The organism is Flavivirga aquimarina, assembly GCF_030540835.1.
In the GTDB taxonomy this organism is placed as follows: domain Bacteria; phylum Bacteroidota; class Bacteroidia; order Flavobacteriales; family Flavobacteriaceae; genus Flavivirga; species Flavivirga aquimarina.
In genome coordinates, this window is sequence record NZ_JAUOEK010000045.1 from 1 (window position 1) to 15,830 (window position 15,830).

A 15,830-nucleotide genomic window follows, 5' to 3' on the forward strand; every position below is an offset into this window, starting at 1 on the left:
CGTGAAATATGGTAAAACTGAATTCGTGTGAATTCGTGAAACCTGCCAGCCGGCAGGCTGGTTCGTGTCAAAAGTTTTTAGAAGCTGAAAGCGACATGCACTAAAGTACTATAGTTTTAACTCCATTTGAGACCAATAAAAGAGCTATAAAGCTCCAAATTAATTGTAATTAACTACATAACAATTGTTTAACATAATGCTCATATTTAAATAATTATAAGATAATATAAAAACTGGTAATTTGTAAAGAAATAAATCCATCATTATTGAAAATTAAACGCAAAATAGAAATCGCAGTAATATCAGATGTTCATTTAGGAACCTATGGTTGTCATGCCAAACATCTACTTACTTATTTAAATAGTATTGAGCCTAAAAAGTTAATATTAAATGGTGATATTATTGATGTTTGGCAATTTAGTAAACGCTATTTTCCTAAGTCGCACTTAAAAGTTATTAAGAAGATCATGGATATGGCTTCCGATGGTGTTGATATTATTTACATTACGGGAAACCATGATGAAATGTTACGTAAATTTAGCAATACAACTATTGGTAATATTTCTATTGTAGATAAACTTGTTTTAGAATTAAATGATAAAAAAGCATGGTTTTTTCATGGTGATGTTTTCGATGTTTCCATACAAAATGCCAAATGGCTTGCCAAACTTGGCGGTTATGGCTACGATTTACTAACGCTTCTTAATCGTTTTATAAATTGGTATTTGGAAAAACGTGGAAAAGAACGTTATTCGTTATCCAAAAAAGTAAAAAACGGTGTTAAAGGTGCTATAAAATACATTAATGATTACGAAAAAGTTATTTCTGATTTAGCCATTGAAAACAATTATGATTATGTAGTTTGTGGTCATATTCACCAGCCAAAAATGGAATATAAAGAAAATAAGCATGGCAAAACCATGTATTTAAATTCTGGAGATTGGGTTGAAAATTTCACGGCACTTGAATACCAATTTAACCGTTGGAAAATATACAACTATAATAAAGACAAGCTCGCTCCTTTTTATGTGGATGAAGACATGGAAGATTTAGAAGTTAGAGATTTAATTGCCGCTATTACGATTGTTGAACAGCAAGAGAAAAAAGTTAAATAGTTTCTTTCCCAGTATCATATTAAATTCTTTTTCTTACGGTAAAATTCTGTTAGATTTGTATGTATATCTATAACAGGGATATAGTTACTGGTAACTGTATGTATTTGTTGTGGTGCATTTCACTCAAACCTAATAGATGAAAAAATTAATATTTCGACTGACAGAGAAAAATAGAAAATTGAAATAAAAAATAAAAAACGGCACCACGATGTATAAGGCATAGCTAATAGGTACTAAACCAAAAAGTTATATTTACAAAGACCATTACCATAATCTAAAAACCAATGAATGATTTACAAATAAAAATAAACCCAAAAGTTGAATTGGTTTTTAATAACTACCCAGATTCGGTTCGGGATAATATGCTAAGCCTTTGTAACTTAATTATAGAAACAGCTAAAGAAATTGATATAGTAACACACTTGGAGGAAACACTAAAATGGGGAGAACCAAGTTATTTAACAAAGCATGGAAGCACGATTAGAATGGATTGGAAATCTAAATCTCCGAATCAATATGCCATGTACTTTCAATGCACAAGCAGATTAGTAGAGACCTTTAAAATGGTTTTTAAAAATACTCTTAACTTTGAAGGAAAAAGAGCCATCATTTTTAAAATTGGAGAAGACATTCCCATAGAAGCATTAAAATATTGTATAAAATCTGCTCTAATTTATCATAAAGTAAAGCATTTACCGACATTAGGAATATAAAATAAAAAGCATATAGCTTGTGGACTGTTTTCTAATTTCCATATTGCTATAAAACACTACTATTTAAAACAAAATAAATCTCACCTCTTTCGAATTTTGTCAGTTATTTAATTGGTGCAAGAACTGAAAACTAAATGAATAAAAAATTAAAGATATTAGGGATTAACGGAAGTGCGAGCAAAAATTCATCAAATCTTTCTATACTAAACATAATCACTGAAATTGGAAAATCAAGATTTGAGTTAAAGATCATTGATGACTTAACAGAATTACCTCATTTTAAAACGGAATTAACAGACATAAATGTTCCTAAAAAAATAATAGAATTTCGAAATGAAATTGAAAAGGCAGATGGCATAATAATTTGTACACCCGAATATATTTTTAGTATTCCTAGCGGATTGAAAAATGCCATTGAATGGTGTGTTTCCACAACCGCTTTTTCGCAAAAACCTATTGGTTTGATTACTGCGTCTGCATCAGGACTAAAAGGACACGAAGAACTAAAATTAATAATGGAAACTGTCGAAACTAAATTTGTAGAAGACACTACTTTGCTTATAAGTGGCATTAAAGGAAAAATTGATAAAAATAGTTCCTTAAAAGACCTTGAGACCAAAAAACAGTTAGATAAATTTGTGAATGCATTTCAAAAATTAATACTAGAGTCAAAATAATATTGTATTAAATTTGTTATAACTTTTACGGAAAGGGCATTCAAAATTTGCAAAACAATTTCTAATTTTCATTCCATAAATAACGCAATTAAAAACTCCACATAACTTCATGAACAGACTCACTAGAATAACATCCATTCTAATTCAATTACAATCCAAAAAAGTAGTAACTGCTAAAGAAATTGCTAATAGGTTTGAAATTAGTTTACGAACTGTTTATAGGGATATTAAAACATTAGAAGAAGCTGGTGTACCTATTGGCTCAGAAAATGGCATCGGATATTTTATTGTAGATGGTTATTCTTTACCTCCAATAATGATCACAGAAGAAGAAGCAAATGCATTGATCGTTTCCGAAAAACTTATTTCCAATCAAGGAGACGCTTCTCTTATTAAAGATTTTAATTCTATCCTTATAAAAATCAAGTCCGTTCTAAGAGATCATGAAAAAGAAAATACATCTAAATTAGAAAACAGAATACTATCATCTTCTTATAAAAAAGAAATATTTGAAAGTAATTGGTTATCAATAATTCAAAAAGCAATTACTAATACAAAAATTCTTGAGATCGTTTATCATTCAATTTATAAAGATGAACAAACATTAAGAAACATTGAGCCTTTGGGTGTTTACTATACAGATAAAGCTTGGGTAATGATAGCGTATTGTAGATTAAGAAAAGACATGCGGGAATTTCGGTTAGATAGAATTTTAAAAATAAACCTCACCTCTCAAACCTTTGGTTATCAGACAGACTTCACGCTCTCTAAATATTTTAGCCAATTAACAGAACCTAGTTGACATAAGGCTGTCACCCTCCCATTTTACTTTTGTTTTATTATTAACATATAACATAAAAAAATGAAACAATTATCAATGCTATCAACCTTCTTGATCTTCTTTGGTTGTAATTCTCAAAAAAAAAGTAAAATGACAGAAACAACAAAAGAGGAAGTTGGAACCATTGTTCTAGTCATGTCGAAAACCCTACCAGAATACACAAGAAAAGAAATAATAAAACTTTCTGAAGCTATAGATCCTATGGTTAATGAGTTTGACGGATATTTAGGGCGCAAGATGGTCTTTTCTAATGATACTCCAGACCTCATGGGAGATATAGTTTATTATACTAATGTTAAAGCTTTTGAAGATGCCTCTGAAATTGAAATGAAAAGCGAAACATGTCAAAAGTTTTTTGCTACGATGATACCAGATCCTCAAACGAGTAAAATGCTTATTACATCGCCTTTAATAATGACTACGCCAAAGCAAGGAGTCGTTAAAGCTGTTGAATTAGTGCTTTTTAAAACGAAACCAGCATTTACAAAAGAAGTGGTAGTTAGTGCCGCCAAAAATATGAATTCTATACTAGAAAAACACAAAGGATACATCTCAAGAAAACTTTCAATAACAGAAGATGGACAATGGATGGATATCGTATATTGGACTGATCTTGAAAGTGCAAAAAAAGCATCAAAACACATTTTAGAAAATCAACTCAGTCAAAAGTATTTCGAAATGATAGATGAAGCTACCATGGAATTCACTCATTTTAATGTCGTTATAGATACAGAACAATAATAACATAACGCTCTTTATATAAGTATATAAGGAGCGTATTTATAAAACCAAAAACAACTATAAAAAAGAATAAAATGGCAGAATTATTTAAAAACATATATCATACAGAATTCTTTGATCGCTTTATAACTTCTGTCAACGAAGTTGTTCCTGGTTTTAATAAAGCATCTTTCTTAAAGGAGATATATGATACTGAATGGGAAAACAGAGAACTAAAACAACGTATGCGACATATTACCCAAGTCCTTAAAAATCATTTATCAGATGATTTCAACACAAATGTTGAAACCATATTAAAACTCATCCCCGTATTAAAAAAAGATGGGTTCAAACCAGATAATTTAGAATTTATTTTCTTGCCAGATTTTATAGAAATTTATGGTTTAGAGTCTTACGAAATAGCTATAAAAGCATTCGAAGAAATTACGCAGTTTGTAAGTTGTGAATTTGCTGTTAGACCTTTTATAATAAAATATCAGGATAACATGATAAAACAAATGTTGCTTTGGGCAAACCATAAACACAGTTCGGTTAGACGGCTAGCTACAGAGGGTTGCAGACCAAGGCTTCCTTGGGCCATGGCTATTGCATCATTAAAAGAAACACCTGCTCCTATTATTCCTATTCTTAAAAAATTAAAAAGCGACCCATCTGAATATGTACGAAGAAGTGTTGCAAACAATTTAAATGATATCTCTAAAGATCATCCCGAAACCGTTATAAATCTTGTTAAAAAATGGCAAGGAAATAGTAAAGAGACCGATTGGTTAATTAAACATGCATGCAGAACACTTTTAAAGCAAGGAAACACCAAAGTTATGGCGTTATTTGGTTTTGGAAACACCGAAAAAATAAAAGTAACCGATTTTAAAATATTGACACCAAAGGTCAAAATTGGAGACTTTGTAGAATTCTCATTAAAGCTTGTTAACACAAGTAATAATACTGCTAAGATCCGATTAGAATATGGACTTTATTATCAAAAAGCAAATACCTCTTTATCCAGAAAGGTATTTAAAATAAGTGAAAAAGAATATCCTAAAAACTCTACAACAAGTATTAACAGAAAACAATCGTTTAAGGTAATCACAACACGTAAATTCCATGTTGGGAAACATCAAATTTCTATCATTATAAATGGAAAAGAAATAGACGTATTAGACTTTGAACTTATTTAACGTAGGGTCACACCTTATTTACTTTTGACAATTTATCCTTCTAGGACAAGTATTTATCCATTAAAAATAAATTCTATTTCCGAACTTTAATTTTGCAATAAATAGGTTTAATCATCTATTAATTTAACAAAATTATGACAGGACATAGTAAACATAAAGATGTATTGTTAGAATGCATTCGTTTCCTGTTTATATTTTTGTTTTTATATGCTGCAATAAGTAAATTTTTAGTTTTTGATGAGTTTAAAATTCAGATTGAACAAGCTTTCATACCTATTGCTTATACTAATCTAGTGGCTTGGATGGTGCCACTTATTGAGATTTTAATCTCATTGCTTTTAATGATATCATTATTTAAAACATTGGCTTTATATACTGCTTTGGGCCTTATGGAGGTATTCACCCTCTATATTTTTATCATTTTGAGGTTTAGTGATCATATTCCCTTTTCCTATAATCGTGTTTTATTAAAATTAGGCTGGATTGAGCTTTTGGTTTTTAATATCACTTTTATGACTCTTGCTGTTATTGGGATCATGATATTGAGTATGCCAAAAAACCTTCAGCCCTAAAAATAGAGATACACTAAAACATTAGTAATGAAAACATCAAAAACAATAGATTTTTAAATAGAATTCGCCTTAATAAAAAAAATCAAACACGAATCAATGCTTCTTTTAAAATAGTAATGGGATGCTTAGCGTCTCGCTGGGTACCGTCTTTTATCTGATGCCTGCAACTGGTGCCATTCGCAGCGATAATGGTAGTTTCTAATGCTTTTTTAACAGCAGGAAACAAGGTTTGCTTCCCTACTTGCATACTAACCTCATAATGTTCTTTTTCATAACCAAAACTTCCTGCCATACCACAGCAACCACTTGGTATAATGGTTACTTTATAATTTTTAGGTAGGTTTAAAACATTAAAACTGGATAATTGATTACCCATTGCTTTTTGATGACAATGTCCGTGAAACTTAATAGTCTTTTCCTGTAGCGTAAATTGTTCTGAGGTTATGTGACCTAATGCTATTTCCTGTTGAATAAATTCTTCAATTAAAAAAGTAGATTTAGCAATCTTCTCTGCAGACACATTATCTTCTGCTAATTTTAAATATTCATCTTTAAAAGTAAAAATAGCAGAAGGTTCTATCCCAATTAATGGGGTGTCTTCTGAAATTTTATCTTTAAAAATTTCAACATTTTTATTAGCCAGAGTTTTTGCTTGTTTTAATAGACCTTTTGACAGGAACGCACGCCCCGATTCAGCATTATCGATAATTTCTACAAAATAATTTAATCCTTTTAAAAGCTCTAAAGCATCTATACCAATTTGAGTATCTAAATGGTTAGTAAATTCATCATTAAATAAATAAACCTTTTTAATATAGTTCCCTCTATTTCTTATTACTTTAAAATCTTCATAATACGCATTTAAACTACGCTTCGAAATTAATGGTAGACTTCTTTCTTTTGCTATTCCAAATGACTTCTTTAAAATAGCAGATGTTACCCCTTTAGAAAACACAAAATTGGTAAGCTTAGGAAACTTACTTCCTAAAGTATTTAGACTATTATTATATGCAAATAATTTTGTTCGTAATGACACACCATTTTCTTTCTGATATTGGTATTGAAATTCCGCTTTTAAGCTTGCCACATCTACACTACTAGGGCATTCACTAGCACAAGCTTTACAACTTAAACACAGGTCGAAAACAGTTTTTAATTCTTTATGATTAAACTTATTCGCTTTATCCGAATTCGTTAAAAACTCACGTAATGCATTGGCTCTTGCCCGCGTGGTATCTTTTTCATTTCCAGTGGCTCGATAACTCGGACACATGGTGCCTCCAAATTCGGGAAGTTTTCTACAATCTCCAGAACCATTGCATTTTTCTGCTTCACGTAATATGCCTTGAGATTTTGAAAAATCAAGTAATGTTTCTATGTCTGGTTCTGCCCTATCTGGAACATAACGTAACGATACATCCATTGGAAAGGCATCTGTAATCTTGCCCGGATTAAAAATAGCATCCGGATCGAACGCCTTTTTTATTTGTTTTAATATGTTATAATTTTCATCACCAATCATCATGGAAATAAACTCAGATCGAACGATACCATCACCATGCTCACCACTCATAGAGCCTTTATATCGCTTTACCAAACGAGCTACATCTGTTGTTATCTTCCTGAATAACTCAACATCTGCCTGCTTTTTTAAATTCAATATCGGACGTAAATGAATTTCACCAGCTCCAGCATGTGCATAGTAAATGGCTTCTTGATTATAACCTGCCATGAGTTTTTCAAAATCCATGATGTAATTGGCTAAATCTGGTAAGGCTACTGCGGTGTCTTCAATACAGGCAACCCCTTTCTTATCTCCAATAATATTTCCTAAAAGCCCTAACCCTGCACTTCTTAGATTATTCGCTTTTTCAATATCTGTTCCTTTAAGCACCGGGAATGCATAACTTAAACCAGAAACTTTAATGTCCTCCAGTAGGTTATTAACTAAAAGGTCGACATCGTTTTTAGTATCTGTTCTAACCTCACACATTAAAATAGCCTTAGGGTCTCCTTGTATAAAACGCCTGTTCTCTTGCTGTGTTTTATTATGCTTTGTACAATCTAAAATGGTTTTATCCATCATTTCGCAGGTGTACAAATTATGTTTCATAACAGGTTCTACGGCTTTTAAACATTTTTCTATACTATCAAAATGTGCTGCAACCATGACACCTTCAGATGGTGGAAGTTTATCTAATTTTAAAGTAATTTGTGTAGTAAATGCTAATGTGCCTTCGCTTCCTGCAAGCAGTTTACACATATTGAATTTGTCTGAAGTATCTGTAAATACGTCCGATTTTATTAATTCATCAATAGCATAACCAGTATTTCTTCTATGGATTTCCGGTTTTGGAAAGTTATTTTTTATTTCTTTTTGTACAGTTTCTGAAACAAGTTCTGAATATATTGTTTTATAAACTTGACCTTCTAACGTATTTTCTTTTGTTTTTCTGATAAATTCCTCTGATGATACTTCTCTAAAAACAGCGTTACTCCCATCACTTAAAACAGTTTGCAATTCTACAACTTTATCGCGGGTTACACCATATTGTATCGATGTAGTACCGGAAGAGTTATTGCCAACCATCCCTCCTATCATACACCTATTAGATGTAGATGTATTGGGGCCAAAAAACAAACCAAAAGGTTTTAAATAGTTATTTAATTTATCTCGTACCACTCCTGGTTGCACCGTAACGGTTTGTTCTTTTTCATTAATATCTAATATTTTTGTGAAATATTTAGACACATCTACTACAATACCTTTTCCAACACATTGTCCGGCAAGCGACGTTCCGGCAGTTCTTGGTATTAAAGGTGTTTTATTTGTTTTTGCGAAGGTTATTAGTCGTTTTAAATCTTCCTTGTTTTTAGGATATGCCACAGCCAATGGTAATATTCTGTACACAGAAGCATCGGTTGCGTATATTGATTTTATTAAATCATCATAATACAATTCACCAGAAAGCTTTTCTCTTAATATTTGAAAATGCGGAGTTAACCCCATGTTTGATAAAATATTTTATAAATCTAAAAAGATGTTAAATATAAATACAATTTTGGCGTTATTTTTGTTTAAGCAATCTAAATATTATAGAATAATCTTTTTTGCGAAAAATATCGTATATCAAGAATCAAATAAATATCATTAATCAAACAAAAAACATTTAAAAATATGAAGAAATTATTTTTATTATCACTTGCTATCATTGGTATCTCTTTATCATCAAACGCTCAGGACATTTCAGAAAACGCTATAGGGCTACGATTGGGAGACAGCGATGGTTTAGGGGCTGAAGTATCTTATCAACGTGCTATTCGCAGTAATAATAGGTTAGAATTAGATTTAGGCTGGAGAAATGGAAGAAACTACGATGGTTTTAAACTTGCCGGATTGTATCAATGGGTATTCCCTATAGAAGGGGCTTTTAATTGGTATGTTGGTGCTGGTGGTGGTATTGGTTCTTTTAGATATGATATTCAGGGTGGAGATGATATATCTGACACTTATCTTTTTGCTGCCGGTGATATTGGTATTGAATATAACTTTGACTTTCCTTTATTGTTATCTCTAGATTTTAGACCTGAAGCTGGTTTTAGAGATGATGTTTATTATAACGGTAACAGAGTTTATAACAATAGCGCTTTAGATTTTGATATCGCTTTTAGTGTTCGTTATCAATTTTAAATCAAAAAACATTGAAAAAGCGGCCTGCACTTCGACTACGTTCAGTGACCAAGGCCGCTTTTTTTATTCTTCACCTTCAATAGTCATATTTACCAGTTCCAAAATTTTATCAAACTGTTCTTTTAAACTAAGGTCTGAGTTATCTATTTCTATAGCATCTTTAGCTTTCTTTAGTGGCGAATCTTTACGTGTTGTATCTATGTGGTCTCGCTCCTGAACGTTTTGTAAAACATCTTCATAATTAACCTCATCACCACGATCAATAAGCTCTTTGTAACGCCTTATGGCTCTTTTTTCAGCAGAAGCTGTCATAAATAATTTGAGCTCGGCATCAGGAAAAACTACTGTACCAATATCTCTACCATCCATAACAACCCCCTTATCTTTTCCTAGTTTTTGCTGCTGTTCTACTAATTTATGACGTACTTGAGATACGGCTGCTACTTTACTAACAAAACTAGAAACATTTAAGGTTCTAATTTCTTTTTCTATATTAATTCCGTTCAAATAAACCTCAGCAAAACCAAGCGTTTTATTAAACTTAAAGCTAACTTCTATATTTGGTAATTGATAAACTAATGCCTCTATATTAAAATCATCATCGCTAATAAGTCCATGTTCCATAGCGTAAAACGTAACAGCTCTATACATAGCACCTGTATCAACATAGACATAACCTAAATGTTTAGCAAGTTGTTTAGCTACAGTACTTTTCCCTGTTGAAGAAAACCCATCTATAGCTATCGTAATTTTATTCATTTTATAGGTTTGAAGTGCCTAAAATAATTAAAGTAGTTTGAGCAAAAAAACTAATTGCTATAATTTATGTTTATTAGTTTTTTCTAGATAATAAGGAATACGAAACACCTCCTACTGAACACTAAGTACTGCCTATCGAACACTGAACACTGAACATTGAATACTACCGCAAATCTATCTGTAACCCAAAAAAGTTAGAATTAGCAGCACTTGTATATCTTGCATGGGTGTAGCTAAATCGCATATTATTCATTTTAATTGAAATTCCTGCGGATATTCCTGAGAAGTTACGTTGATCTATAATTCGTAATTCTTCACCCCTTCGAAAATTATAACCAAGTCTTATATTAAAACCTCCTTCTGGAAATAGTTCTGCTCCAAGAATGGTGTGTCTTATTAATTGACCTAAAAACCCAACCTTTTCATCCGTTTGATTACCACTTAAATCATTAACAGTCCGAGCTGGATTAGATCTGGCTATTGGCCATTGCTGTAAATTCTCGAAAGTAACATGCCAACGAATGGGTACATTTTCCAAACGCTGGGACATTCCGAAATCGACCTCAAACGGAAGACGCTCATTAAGTCCAGCATAGGTAGTAATTTGAGTTCCTAAGTTTCTTATTACAACGGTAGCATTAAAATCTATATCTTCATTAATATAGATCAAGCCTAAATCTGCTGCGGCCCCAAACGAACTATACTGCTCTAGTTTTGATGTAATAAGCTTAACATTGGCTCCAAAATAAAAATCGGAAAAACCAATTTGTAATGCATACCCTATTGATAAAGCGGCTTCGTTACCAGTAAATGTGCCTGTGCTAATACCGTTTTCGTCATACCCATCAAACGAGCCATAGTTTATATAAGTAATACCTGCATGGAATGTTTGTACACGTCTGTCTATAGTATAAGCGTAAGAAGCCGTTCCATAATTAATACCTCCTAAATAGCTTGTATAGTTTACTGCCAGCTGATTATCCATTTCTACATTTATAGTCGCCGGATTGAATAAACCTTGGGTAACATCGTAATCGATATTGGTTAGTACCTTACCACCTAACGCTGCCTGGCGAGGTGACGATATCAAATTAAGAAATTGATAAGTCGTTTCTCCTCCAACTTGAGCTATAGCTAGACTAGAAAAAGATAAACAAAAAAAAGTAGTAATTTTCTTTAGCATATTTACGATACAAAGTAAGTAAATCTATCTTAAAACGATAGCTTGTATCATTTATTTTAAATGATAAAAAAAACCTCGAAATGAATCGAGGCTTTATTTATACTTATTTTTAAAGCTTTTTGGCATTCTTAACTTTTTGGCTTGTAAGTGCTATTTTTATAACATCACTCATATCTGTTACATAATGAAATGTTAAGCCTTTTAAATACTCTTCTTTAATTTCTTCTATATCGCGTCTGTTCTCTTCACACAATAAAATCTCTTTTATACGTGCTCGTTTTGCAGCTAATATCTTTTCTTTAATACCTCCTACAGGAAGCACTTTTCCACGAAGTGTAATTTCTCCCGTCATCGCTAAGCCTTTCTTTACTTTTCTCTGTGTAAATAAGGATATTAACGATGTTAACATAGTAACTCCTGCACTTGGCCCATCTTTTGGCGTTGCGCCTTCTGGTACGTGAATGTGAACATTGTAACTATCAAAAATAGCTGTATCAATTCCAAAACTATCTGCATTAGACTTGATATATTCCATAGCAATGGTAGCAGATTCTTTCATCACTTTTCCTAAGTTTCCGGTAATAGAAAGTGCTCCTTTTCCTTTTGATAAAATAGATTCAATAAATAGAATATCACCTCCAACACGCGTCCACGCTAATCCTGTAACGACACCTGCCACATTATTATTTTCGTATTTATCGCGTTCTAGCTTAGGTCCTCCTAAAACTTCAATAATATCTTCATTAGAAACTTTAATATTATAAGTTTCTTCCATAGCTATATTTTTGGCTGCATAGCGTACCATTTTTGCTATTTGTTTTTCTAAACCTCGAACACCAGATTCTCGTGTATAACCTTCAACTATTTTTTCTAATTGTGGCTTACCAATTTTGATATGAGCTTCGGTTAAACCATGTTCTTTTAATTGCTTAGGCAATAAATGGCGTTTTGCTATTTCTACCTTTTCTTCTATTGTATATCCTGTAACATTAATAATCTCCATACGGTCTCGCAATGCCGGCTGAATGGTAGATAGGCTATTAGATGTTGCTATAAACATAACTTTAGAAAGATCATACCCCATTTCTAAGAAATTATCATAGAATTCGCCATTTTGCTCTGGATCTAGAACTTCTAACATTGCTGATGATGGATCTCCTTGATGCGAATTTGACAGTTTGTCAATTTCATCTAAAACAAAAACCGGGTTAGATGTTCCTGCTTTCTTCAAACTCTGGATAATACGCCCAGGCATAGCTCCAATATAGGTTTTACGATGTCCACGTATCTCAGCTTCATCACGCAAACCACCTAATGAAATACGTACATATTCTCTCCCTAATGCTTCTGCTATAGATTTACCTAATGATGTTTTACCGACTCCCGGAGGTCCGTATAAACATAGTATAGGTGATTTCATATCGTTACGCAATTTCAATACTGCGAGGTATTCTATAATTCTGCGTTTTACATCTTCTAATCCAAAATGATCTCTATCTAGTATTTTTTTAGCGCGTTTTAAATCGAATTTATCGGTACTAAACTCATTCCATGGCAAATCCAAGAACAACTCTAAGTAATTACGTTGGATTGAATATTCTGCAACTTGTGGATTCATACGTTGCATTTTAGCGATTTCTTTGTTAAAATGCTTTGCTACTTCTTCACTCCATTGCTTTTCGCTAGCTCGCAGCTTCATTTCCTCAAGCTCTTCATCATGACTTACTCCTCCCAATTCTTCTTGAATGGTTTTCATTTGTTGATGCAAGAAATATTCACGTTGTTGCTGATTCATGTCCATTTGAACTTTAGACTGAATATCGTTTTTAAGTTCTAACTTTTGAAATTCAACATTCATAAACTTAAGAGTTGCCAAAGCACGTTTCTTAAGGTCGTCCATTTCTAAAAGCTTTTGTTTTTCGGCTACCGAAAGATTCATGTTAGAGGACACGAAGTTTATTAAAAATGAATTGCTCTCTATATTTTTTATAGCAAATGATGCTTCACTTGGAATATTTGGACTTTCTTTAATAATTTCGAGCGCTAAATCTTTTATGGATTCTATAATAGCGGAAAACTCCTTATTATTAACAGCTGGCTTTGCTTCTGCCATATCTCTAATAGTTGCATTCATATAAGGCTCTTCTGTAATAACCTCTGCTATTTTAAAGCGCTTTTTGCCCTGTATAATAACTGTTACATTACCATCTGGCATTTTTAAAACACGTAGTATCCTTGCTACGGTTCCTGTTTCGTTTATATCTTTTACTGTTGGGTCTTCTACAGACTCATCCTTTTGAGACACTACACCTATAACTTTTCCGCCTTTATTTGCGTCATTTATTAGTTTGATAGATTTATCTCGGCCAGCAGTAATGGGTATTACAACTCCGGGAAACAATACCGTATTTCGCAATGATAAAATAGGCAGGGTTTCTGGTAATTCTTCATTATTGATAGCTTCTTCATCTTCGGGTGTCATAAGTGGAATTAACTCTGAGTTTTCATCGAATTCGTGTAATGACAAACTGTCAAGGGTAATAAAATTAGATTTCTTCATATATACATTTAGGTCAATCTGTCATTAAAACAAAATCGATCATTTATTATATTTATTTTTAAAAACATTAAACACATGAATATCAGTCACTTAAATAATAATATAAATATTCATTACTAGTATAAATTCAATAGCTATGCCAGATACTAATTTTATGCTTTAAATTATTATTATATAATATGTTTTTAATGGTCTTACACCTTTCCCATTTTCTTTAAAACAAATAATAAAACTATAGGTATTGCTAATAAACCAATCATAAGTAAATTAGTTTTAAATAACACTGGAGATAAGATTAAAGTAATGACATAACCTCCTATGGCACCCCCAAAATGTGCATCATGCCCTATATTGCCTATTCTGTTTTTCATGCCGTAAATAGAGTATAATAAATACCCTATTCCGAAAATATAACCAGGTATAAAATTGATGCTCATATCTGGTTCAAATAAAATAGCAGAATATAAAACACCCATAACTGCACCACTAGCTCCAACGGCACTGTAGTGATACTCATTTTTATGAAAATAAAGAGATAAAAAATTCCCAAAAAAAAGGCTTCCTATATAAACAAAAATAAAACTAATAGTTCCTAGGTGAGCTGTTACAGTTCCTGTAAAAAAGTACAAGGTTAGCATGTTAAACAATAAATGCTGTGTATCTACATGTAAAAACCCGGAGCTAAATAGTCTAATCTTCTCTCCTCTTTGAACGCCTCCTACATGAAATTTATATTTATCAAAAAAACTATAGTCACCAAAACCTTTATAAGAAATGATAACGTTTGCTGCTATTATTATTACAGTTATTAAATCTAAATTCCTCATATGGCATAAACGTTTAAAATCTATTTAACATATATTTGTCGATACAAATCTAAAATTAATTAATGCAATTTCTAATTTATATTCTTGTTTATCCTTTTTTATGGTTTATATCTAAATTTCCCTTTAAATTATTATATATAATATCGGATGGTTTTTACATATTACTTTACCATATAATTGGTTATAGAAAAAAGGTTGTTACTAATAATTTAAAACTGGTTTTTCCTCAAAAAACAGAAAAAGAAATTGCTTCTATTAGAAAAAAATTCTATAAACATTTATGTGACATGTTTCTGGAAATGGCTAAAACGATGTCTATTTCTGAAAAAGAATTAAACAGACGCTTTCGTATCACGAACCCAGAGGAATTTAAACGCTTAGAATCTTTAAACAAAAGTATTATTTTAATATTCGGTCATTATGCCAGTTGGGAATGGTCTATTGTACTTCAAAATTATATAAATTTTAAAGGATTAGCAGTATATAAAAAGCTGGCAAACCCTCATTTTGATAAACTGATTAGGGATATTCGTTCTAAATTTAATACGACATTAATTAGCACTAAAGAAACCACAAGTATTATAAATCAAAATGAGGCTAAGGATGTTAAAAGCATCATTGGATTTTTAAGCGATCAATCCCCAAGGTTAAGCAAGGATGTTTATTGGGGGCAATTTATGGGTATTGATATACCTTGTTTTACCGGAGCTGAACGTATTGCAAAAAAATTAGATTTATCTACAGCTTATTTAAAAATCACTAAAGTAAAACGCGGGTTTTATGAAGCAAAAATTATAACACTTGCCGAAGACTCTAAAAAGTATAAAAATTACGAATTAACAGATTTGTTTCTTAAAGAAGTAGAAAAACAAATCCATGAAGCTCCTGAGTATTATTTCTGGACTCATAAAAGATGGAAACATAAAGACCAATCGAATAACTTTCTATAAACTTATAGGAAAACTAACAAATA

At 31.7% G+C, this 15,830-nt stretch carries 14 protein-coding genes; 9 read left to right on the forward strand and 5 right to left on the reverse strand.

Annotated features, from left to right (window positions below; translation table 11 throughout):
- Positions 1-266: 266 nt before the first annotated feature.
- From Q4Q35_RS02315 to Q4Q35_RS02345, 7 genes are all read left to right on the forward strand, one after another.
- Positions 267-1,115, forward strand: coding sequence for a UDP-2,3-diacylglucosamine diphosphatase (locus Q4Q35_RS02315; RefSeq protein WP_303276309.1), 849 nt, complete (start codon positions 267-269; stop codon positions 1,113-1,115).
- A gap of 284 nt (positions 1,116-1,399) precedes the next feature.
- Positions 1,400-1,828, forward strand: a complete 429-nt coding sequence (locus tag Q4Q35_RS02320; RefSeq protein ID WP_303276310.1) for a DUF1801 domain-containing protein — start codon at positions 1,400-1,402, stop codon at positions 1,826-1,828.
- A 134-nt stretch (positions 1,829-1,962) separates the two neighbouring features.
- Complete coding sequence (locus Q4Q35_RS02325; protein ID WP_303276311.1) at positions 1,963-2,505, forward strand: NADPH-dependent FMN reductase; 543 nt, start codon at positions 1,963-1,965, stop codon at positions 2,503-2,505.
- Positions 2,506-2,614: 109 nt separating this feature from the next.
- Positions 2,615-3,307: a helix-turn-helix transcriptional regulator gene (locus Q4Q35_RS02330; protein ID WP_303276312.1), complete on the forward strand. Its 693-nt coding sequence runs from the start codon at positions 2,615-2,617 to the stop codon at positions 3,305-3,307.
- Positions 3,308-3,436: 129 nt separating this feature from the next.
- Complete coding sequence (locus tag Q4Q35_RS02335; protein ID WP_303276313.1) at positions 3,437-4,087, forward strand: antibiotic biosynthesis monooxygenase family protein; 651 nt, start codon at positions 3,437-3,439, stop codon at positions 4,085-4,087.
- A 74-nt stretch (positions 4,088-4,161) separates the two neighbouring features.
- A complete protein-coding gene (locus Q4Q35_RS02340) occupies positions 4,162-5,265 on the forward strand; it encodes a DNA alkylation repair protein (protein ID WP_303276314.1) in 1,104 nt (367 codons plus the stop codon).
- 134 nt (positions 5,266-5,399) lie between these two features.
- Positions 5,400-5,837: a MauE/DoxX family redox-associated membrane protein gene (locus Q4Q35_RS02345; RefSeq protein WP_303276315.1), complete on the forward strand. Its 438-nt coding sequence runs from the start codon at positions 5,400-5,402 to the stop codon at positions 5,835-5,837.
- A gap of 82 nt (positions 5,838-5,919) precedes the next feature.
- On the opposite strand, the gene Q4Q35_RS02350 is transcribed toward Q4Q35_RS02345, so the two are convergent.
- Positions 5,920-8,847: an FAD-binding and (Fe-S)-binding domain-containing protein gene (locus Q4Q35_RS02350; RefSeq protein WP_303276316.1), complete on the reverse strand. Its 2,928-nt coding sequence runs from the start codon at positions 8,845-8,847 to the stop codon at positions 5,920-5,922.
- Between the two features lie 168 nt (positions 8,848-9,015).
- On the opposite strand from Q4Q35_RS02350, the gene Q4Q35_RS02355 reads away from it, so the two are divergent.
- Positions 9,016-9,528, forward strand: coding sequence for a hypothetical protein (locus tag Q4Q35_RS02355; RefSeq protein ID WP_303276317.1), 513 nt, complete (start codon positions 9,016-9,018; stop codon positions 9,526-9,528).
- A gap of 63 nt (positions 9,529-9,591) precedes the next feature.
- Here Q4Q35_RS02355 and cmk read toward each other — a convergent pair whose 3' ends face one another.
- The 4 genes from cmk to Q4Q35_RS02375 all read right to left on the reverse strand — a co-directional run bounded on the left by cmk (position 9,592) and on the right by Q4Q35_RS02375 (position 14,857).
- Positions 9,592-10,287 (reverse strand): (d)CMP kinase, encoded by a 696-nt coding sequence (gene cmk, locus Q4Q35_RS02360; RefSeq protein ID WP_303276318.1) that lies wholly within the window; start codon positions 10,285-10,287, stop codon positions 9,592-9,594.
- A gap of 163 nt (positions 10,288-10,450) precedes the next feature.
- Positions 10,451-11,470, reverse strand: a complete 1,020-nt coding sequence (gene porQ / locus Q4Q35_RS02365; protein ID WP_303276319.1) for a type IX secretion system protein PorQ — start codon at positions 11,468-11,470, stop codon at positions 10,451-10,453.
- Positions 11,471-11,579: 109 nt separating this feature from the next.
- The gene (gene lon, locus Q4Q35_RS02370) at positions 11,580-14,030 is read right to left on the reverse strand and encodes an endopeptidase La (RefSeq protein WP_303276320.1); all 2,451 of its coding nucleotides are present in this window, start codon (positions 14,028-14,030) and stop codon (positions 11,580-11,582) included.
- 194 nt (positions 14,031-14,224) lie between these two features.
- A complete protein-coding gene (locus Q4Q35_RS02375; protein WP_303276321.1) occupies positions 14,225-14,857 on the reverse strand; it encodes a rhomboid family intramembrane serine protease in 633 nt (210 codons plus the stop codon).
- Between the two features lie 62 nt (positions 14,858-14,919).
- Here Q4Q35_RS02375 and Q4Q35_RS02380 point away from each other — a divergent pair, with 62 nt between their 5' ends.
- Complete coding sequence (locus Q4Q35_RS02380) at positions 14,920-15,807, forward strand: lysophospholipid acyltransferase family protein (protein WP_303276322.1); 888 nt, start codon at positions 14,920-14,922, stop codon at positions 15,805-15,807.
- Positions 15,808-15,830 lie beyond the last annotated feature (23 nt).

Coding starts and splice junctions, on each gene's coding strand:
- Q4Q35_RS02320 (WP_303276310.1), top strand. CDS start 1,400: ATGAATGATTTACAAATAAAAATAAACCCAAAAGTTGAATTGGTTTTT.
- Q4Q35_RS02325 (WP_303276311.1), top strand. CDS start 1,963: ATGAATAAAAAATTAAAGATATTAGGGATTAACGGAAGTGCGAGCAAA.
- Q4Q35_RS02330 (WP_303276312.1), top strand. CDS start 2,615: ATGAACAGACTCACTAGAATAACATCCATTCTAATTCAATTACAATCC.
- Q4Q35_RS02335 (WP_303276313.1), top strand. CDS start 3,437: ATGACAGAAACAACAAAAGAGGAAGTTGGAACCATTGTTCTAGTCATG.
- Q4Q35_RS02340 (WP_303276314.1), top strand. CDS start 4,162: ATGGCAGAATTATTTAAAAACATATATCATACAGAATTCTTTGATCGC.
- Q4Q35_RS02345 (WP_303276315.1), top strand. CDS start 5,400: ATGACAGGACATAGTAAACATAAAGATGTATTGTTAGAATGCATTCGT.
- Q4Q35_RS02350 (WP_303276316.1), bottom strand. CDS start 8,847: ATGGGGTTAACTCCGCATTTTCAAATATTAAGAGAAAAGCTTTCTGGT.
- Q4Q35_RS02355 (WP_303276317.1), top strand. CDS start 9,016: ATGAAGAAATTATTTTTATTATCACTTGCTATCATTGGTATCTCTTTA.
- cmk (WP_303276318.1), bottom strand. CDS start 10,287: ATGAATAAAATTACGATAGCTATAGATGGGTTTTCTTCAACAGGGAAA.
- porQ (WP_303276319.1), bottom strand. CDS start 11,470: ATGCTAAAGAAAATTACTACTTTTTTTTGTTTATCTTTTTCTAGTCTA.
- lon (WP_303276320.1), bottom strand. CDS start 14,030: ATGAAGAAATCTAATTTTATTACCCTTGACAGTTTGTCATTACACGAA.
- Q4Q35_RS02375 (WP_303276321.1), bottom strand. CDS start 14,857: ATGAGGAATTTAGATTTAATAACTGTAATAATAATAGCAGCAAACGTT.
- Q4Q35_RS02380 (WP_303276322.1), top strand. CDS start 14,920: ATGCAATTTCTAATTTATATTCTTGTTTATCCTTTTTTATGGTTTATA.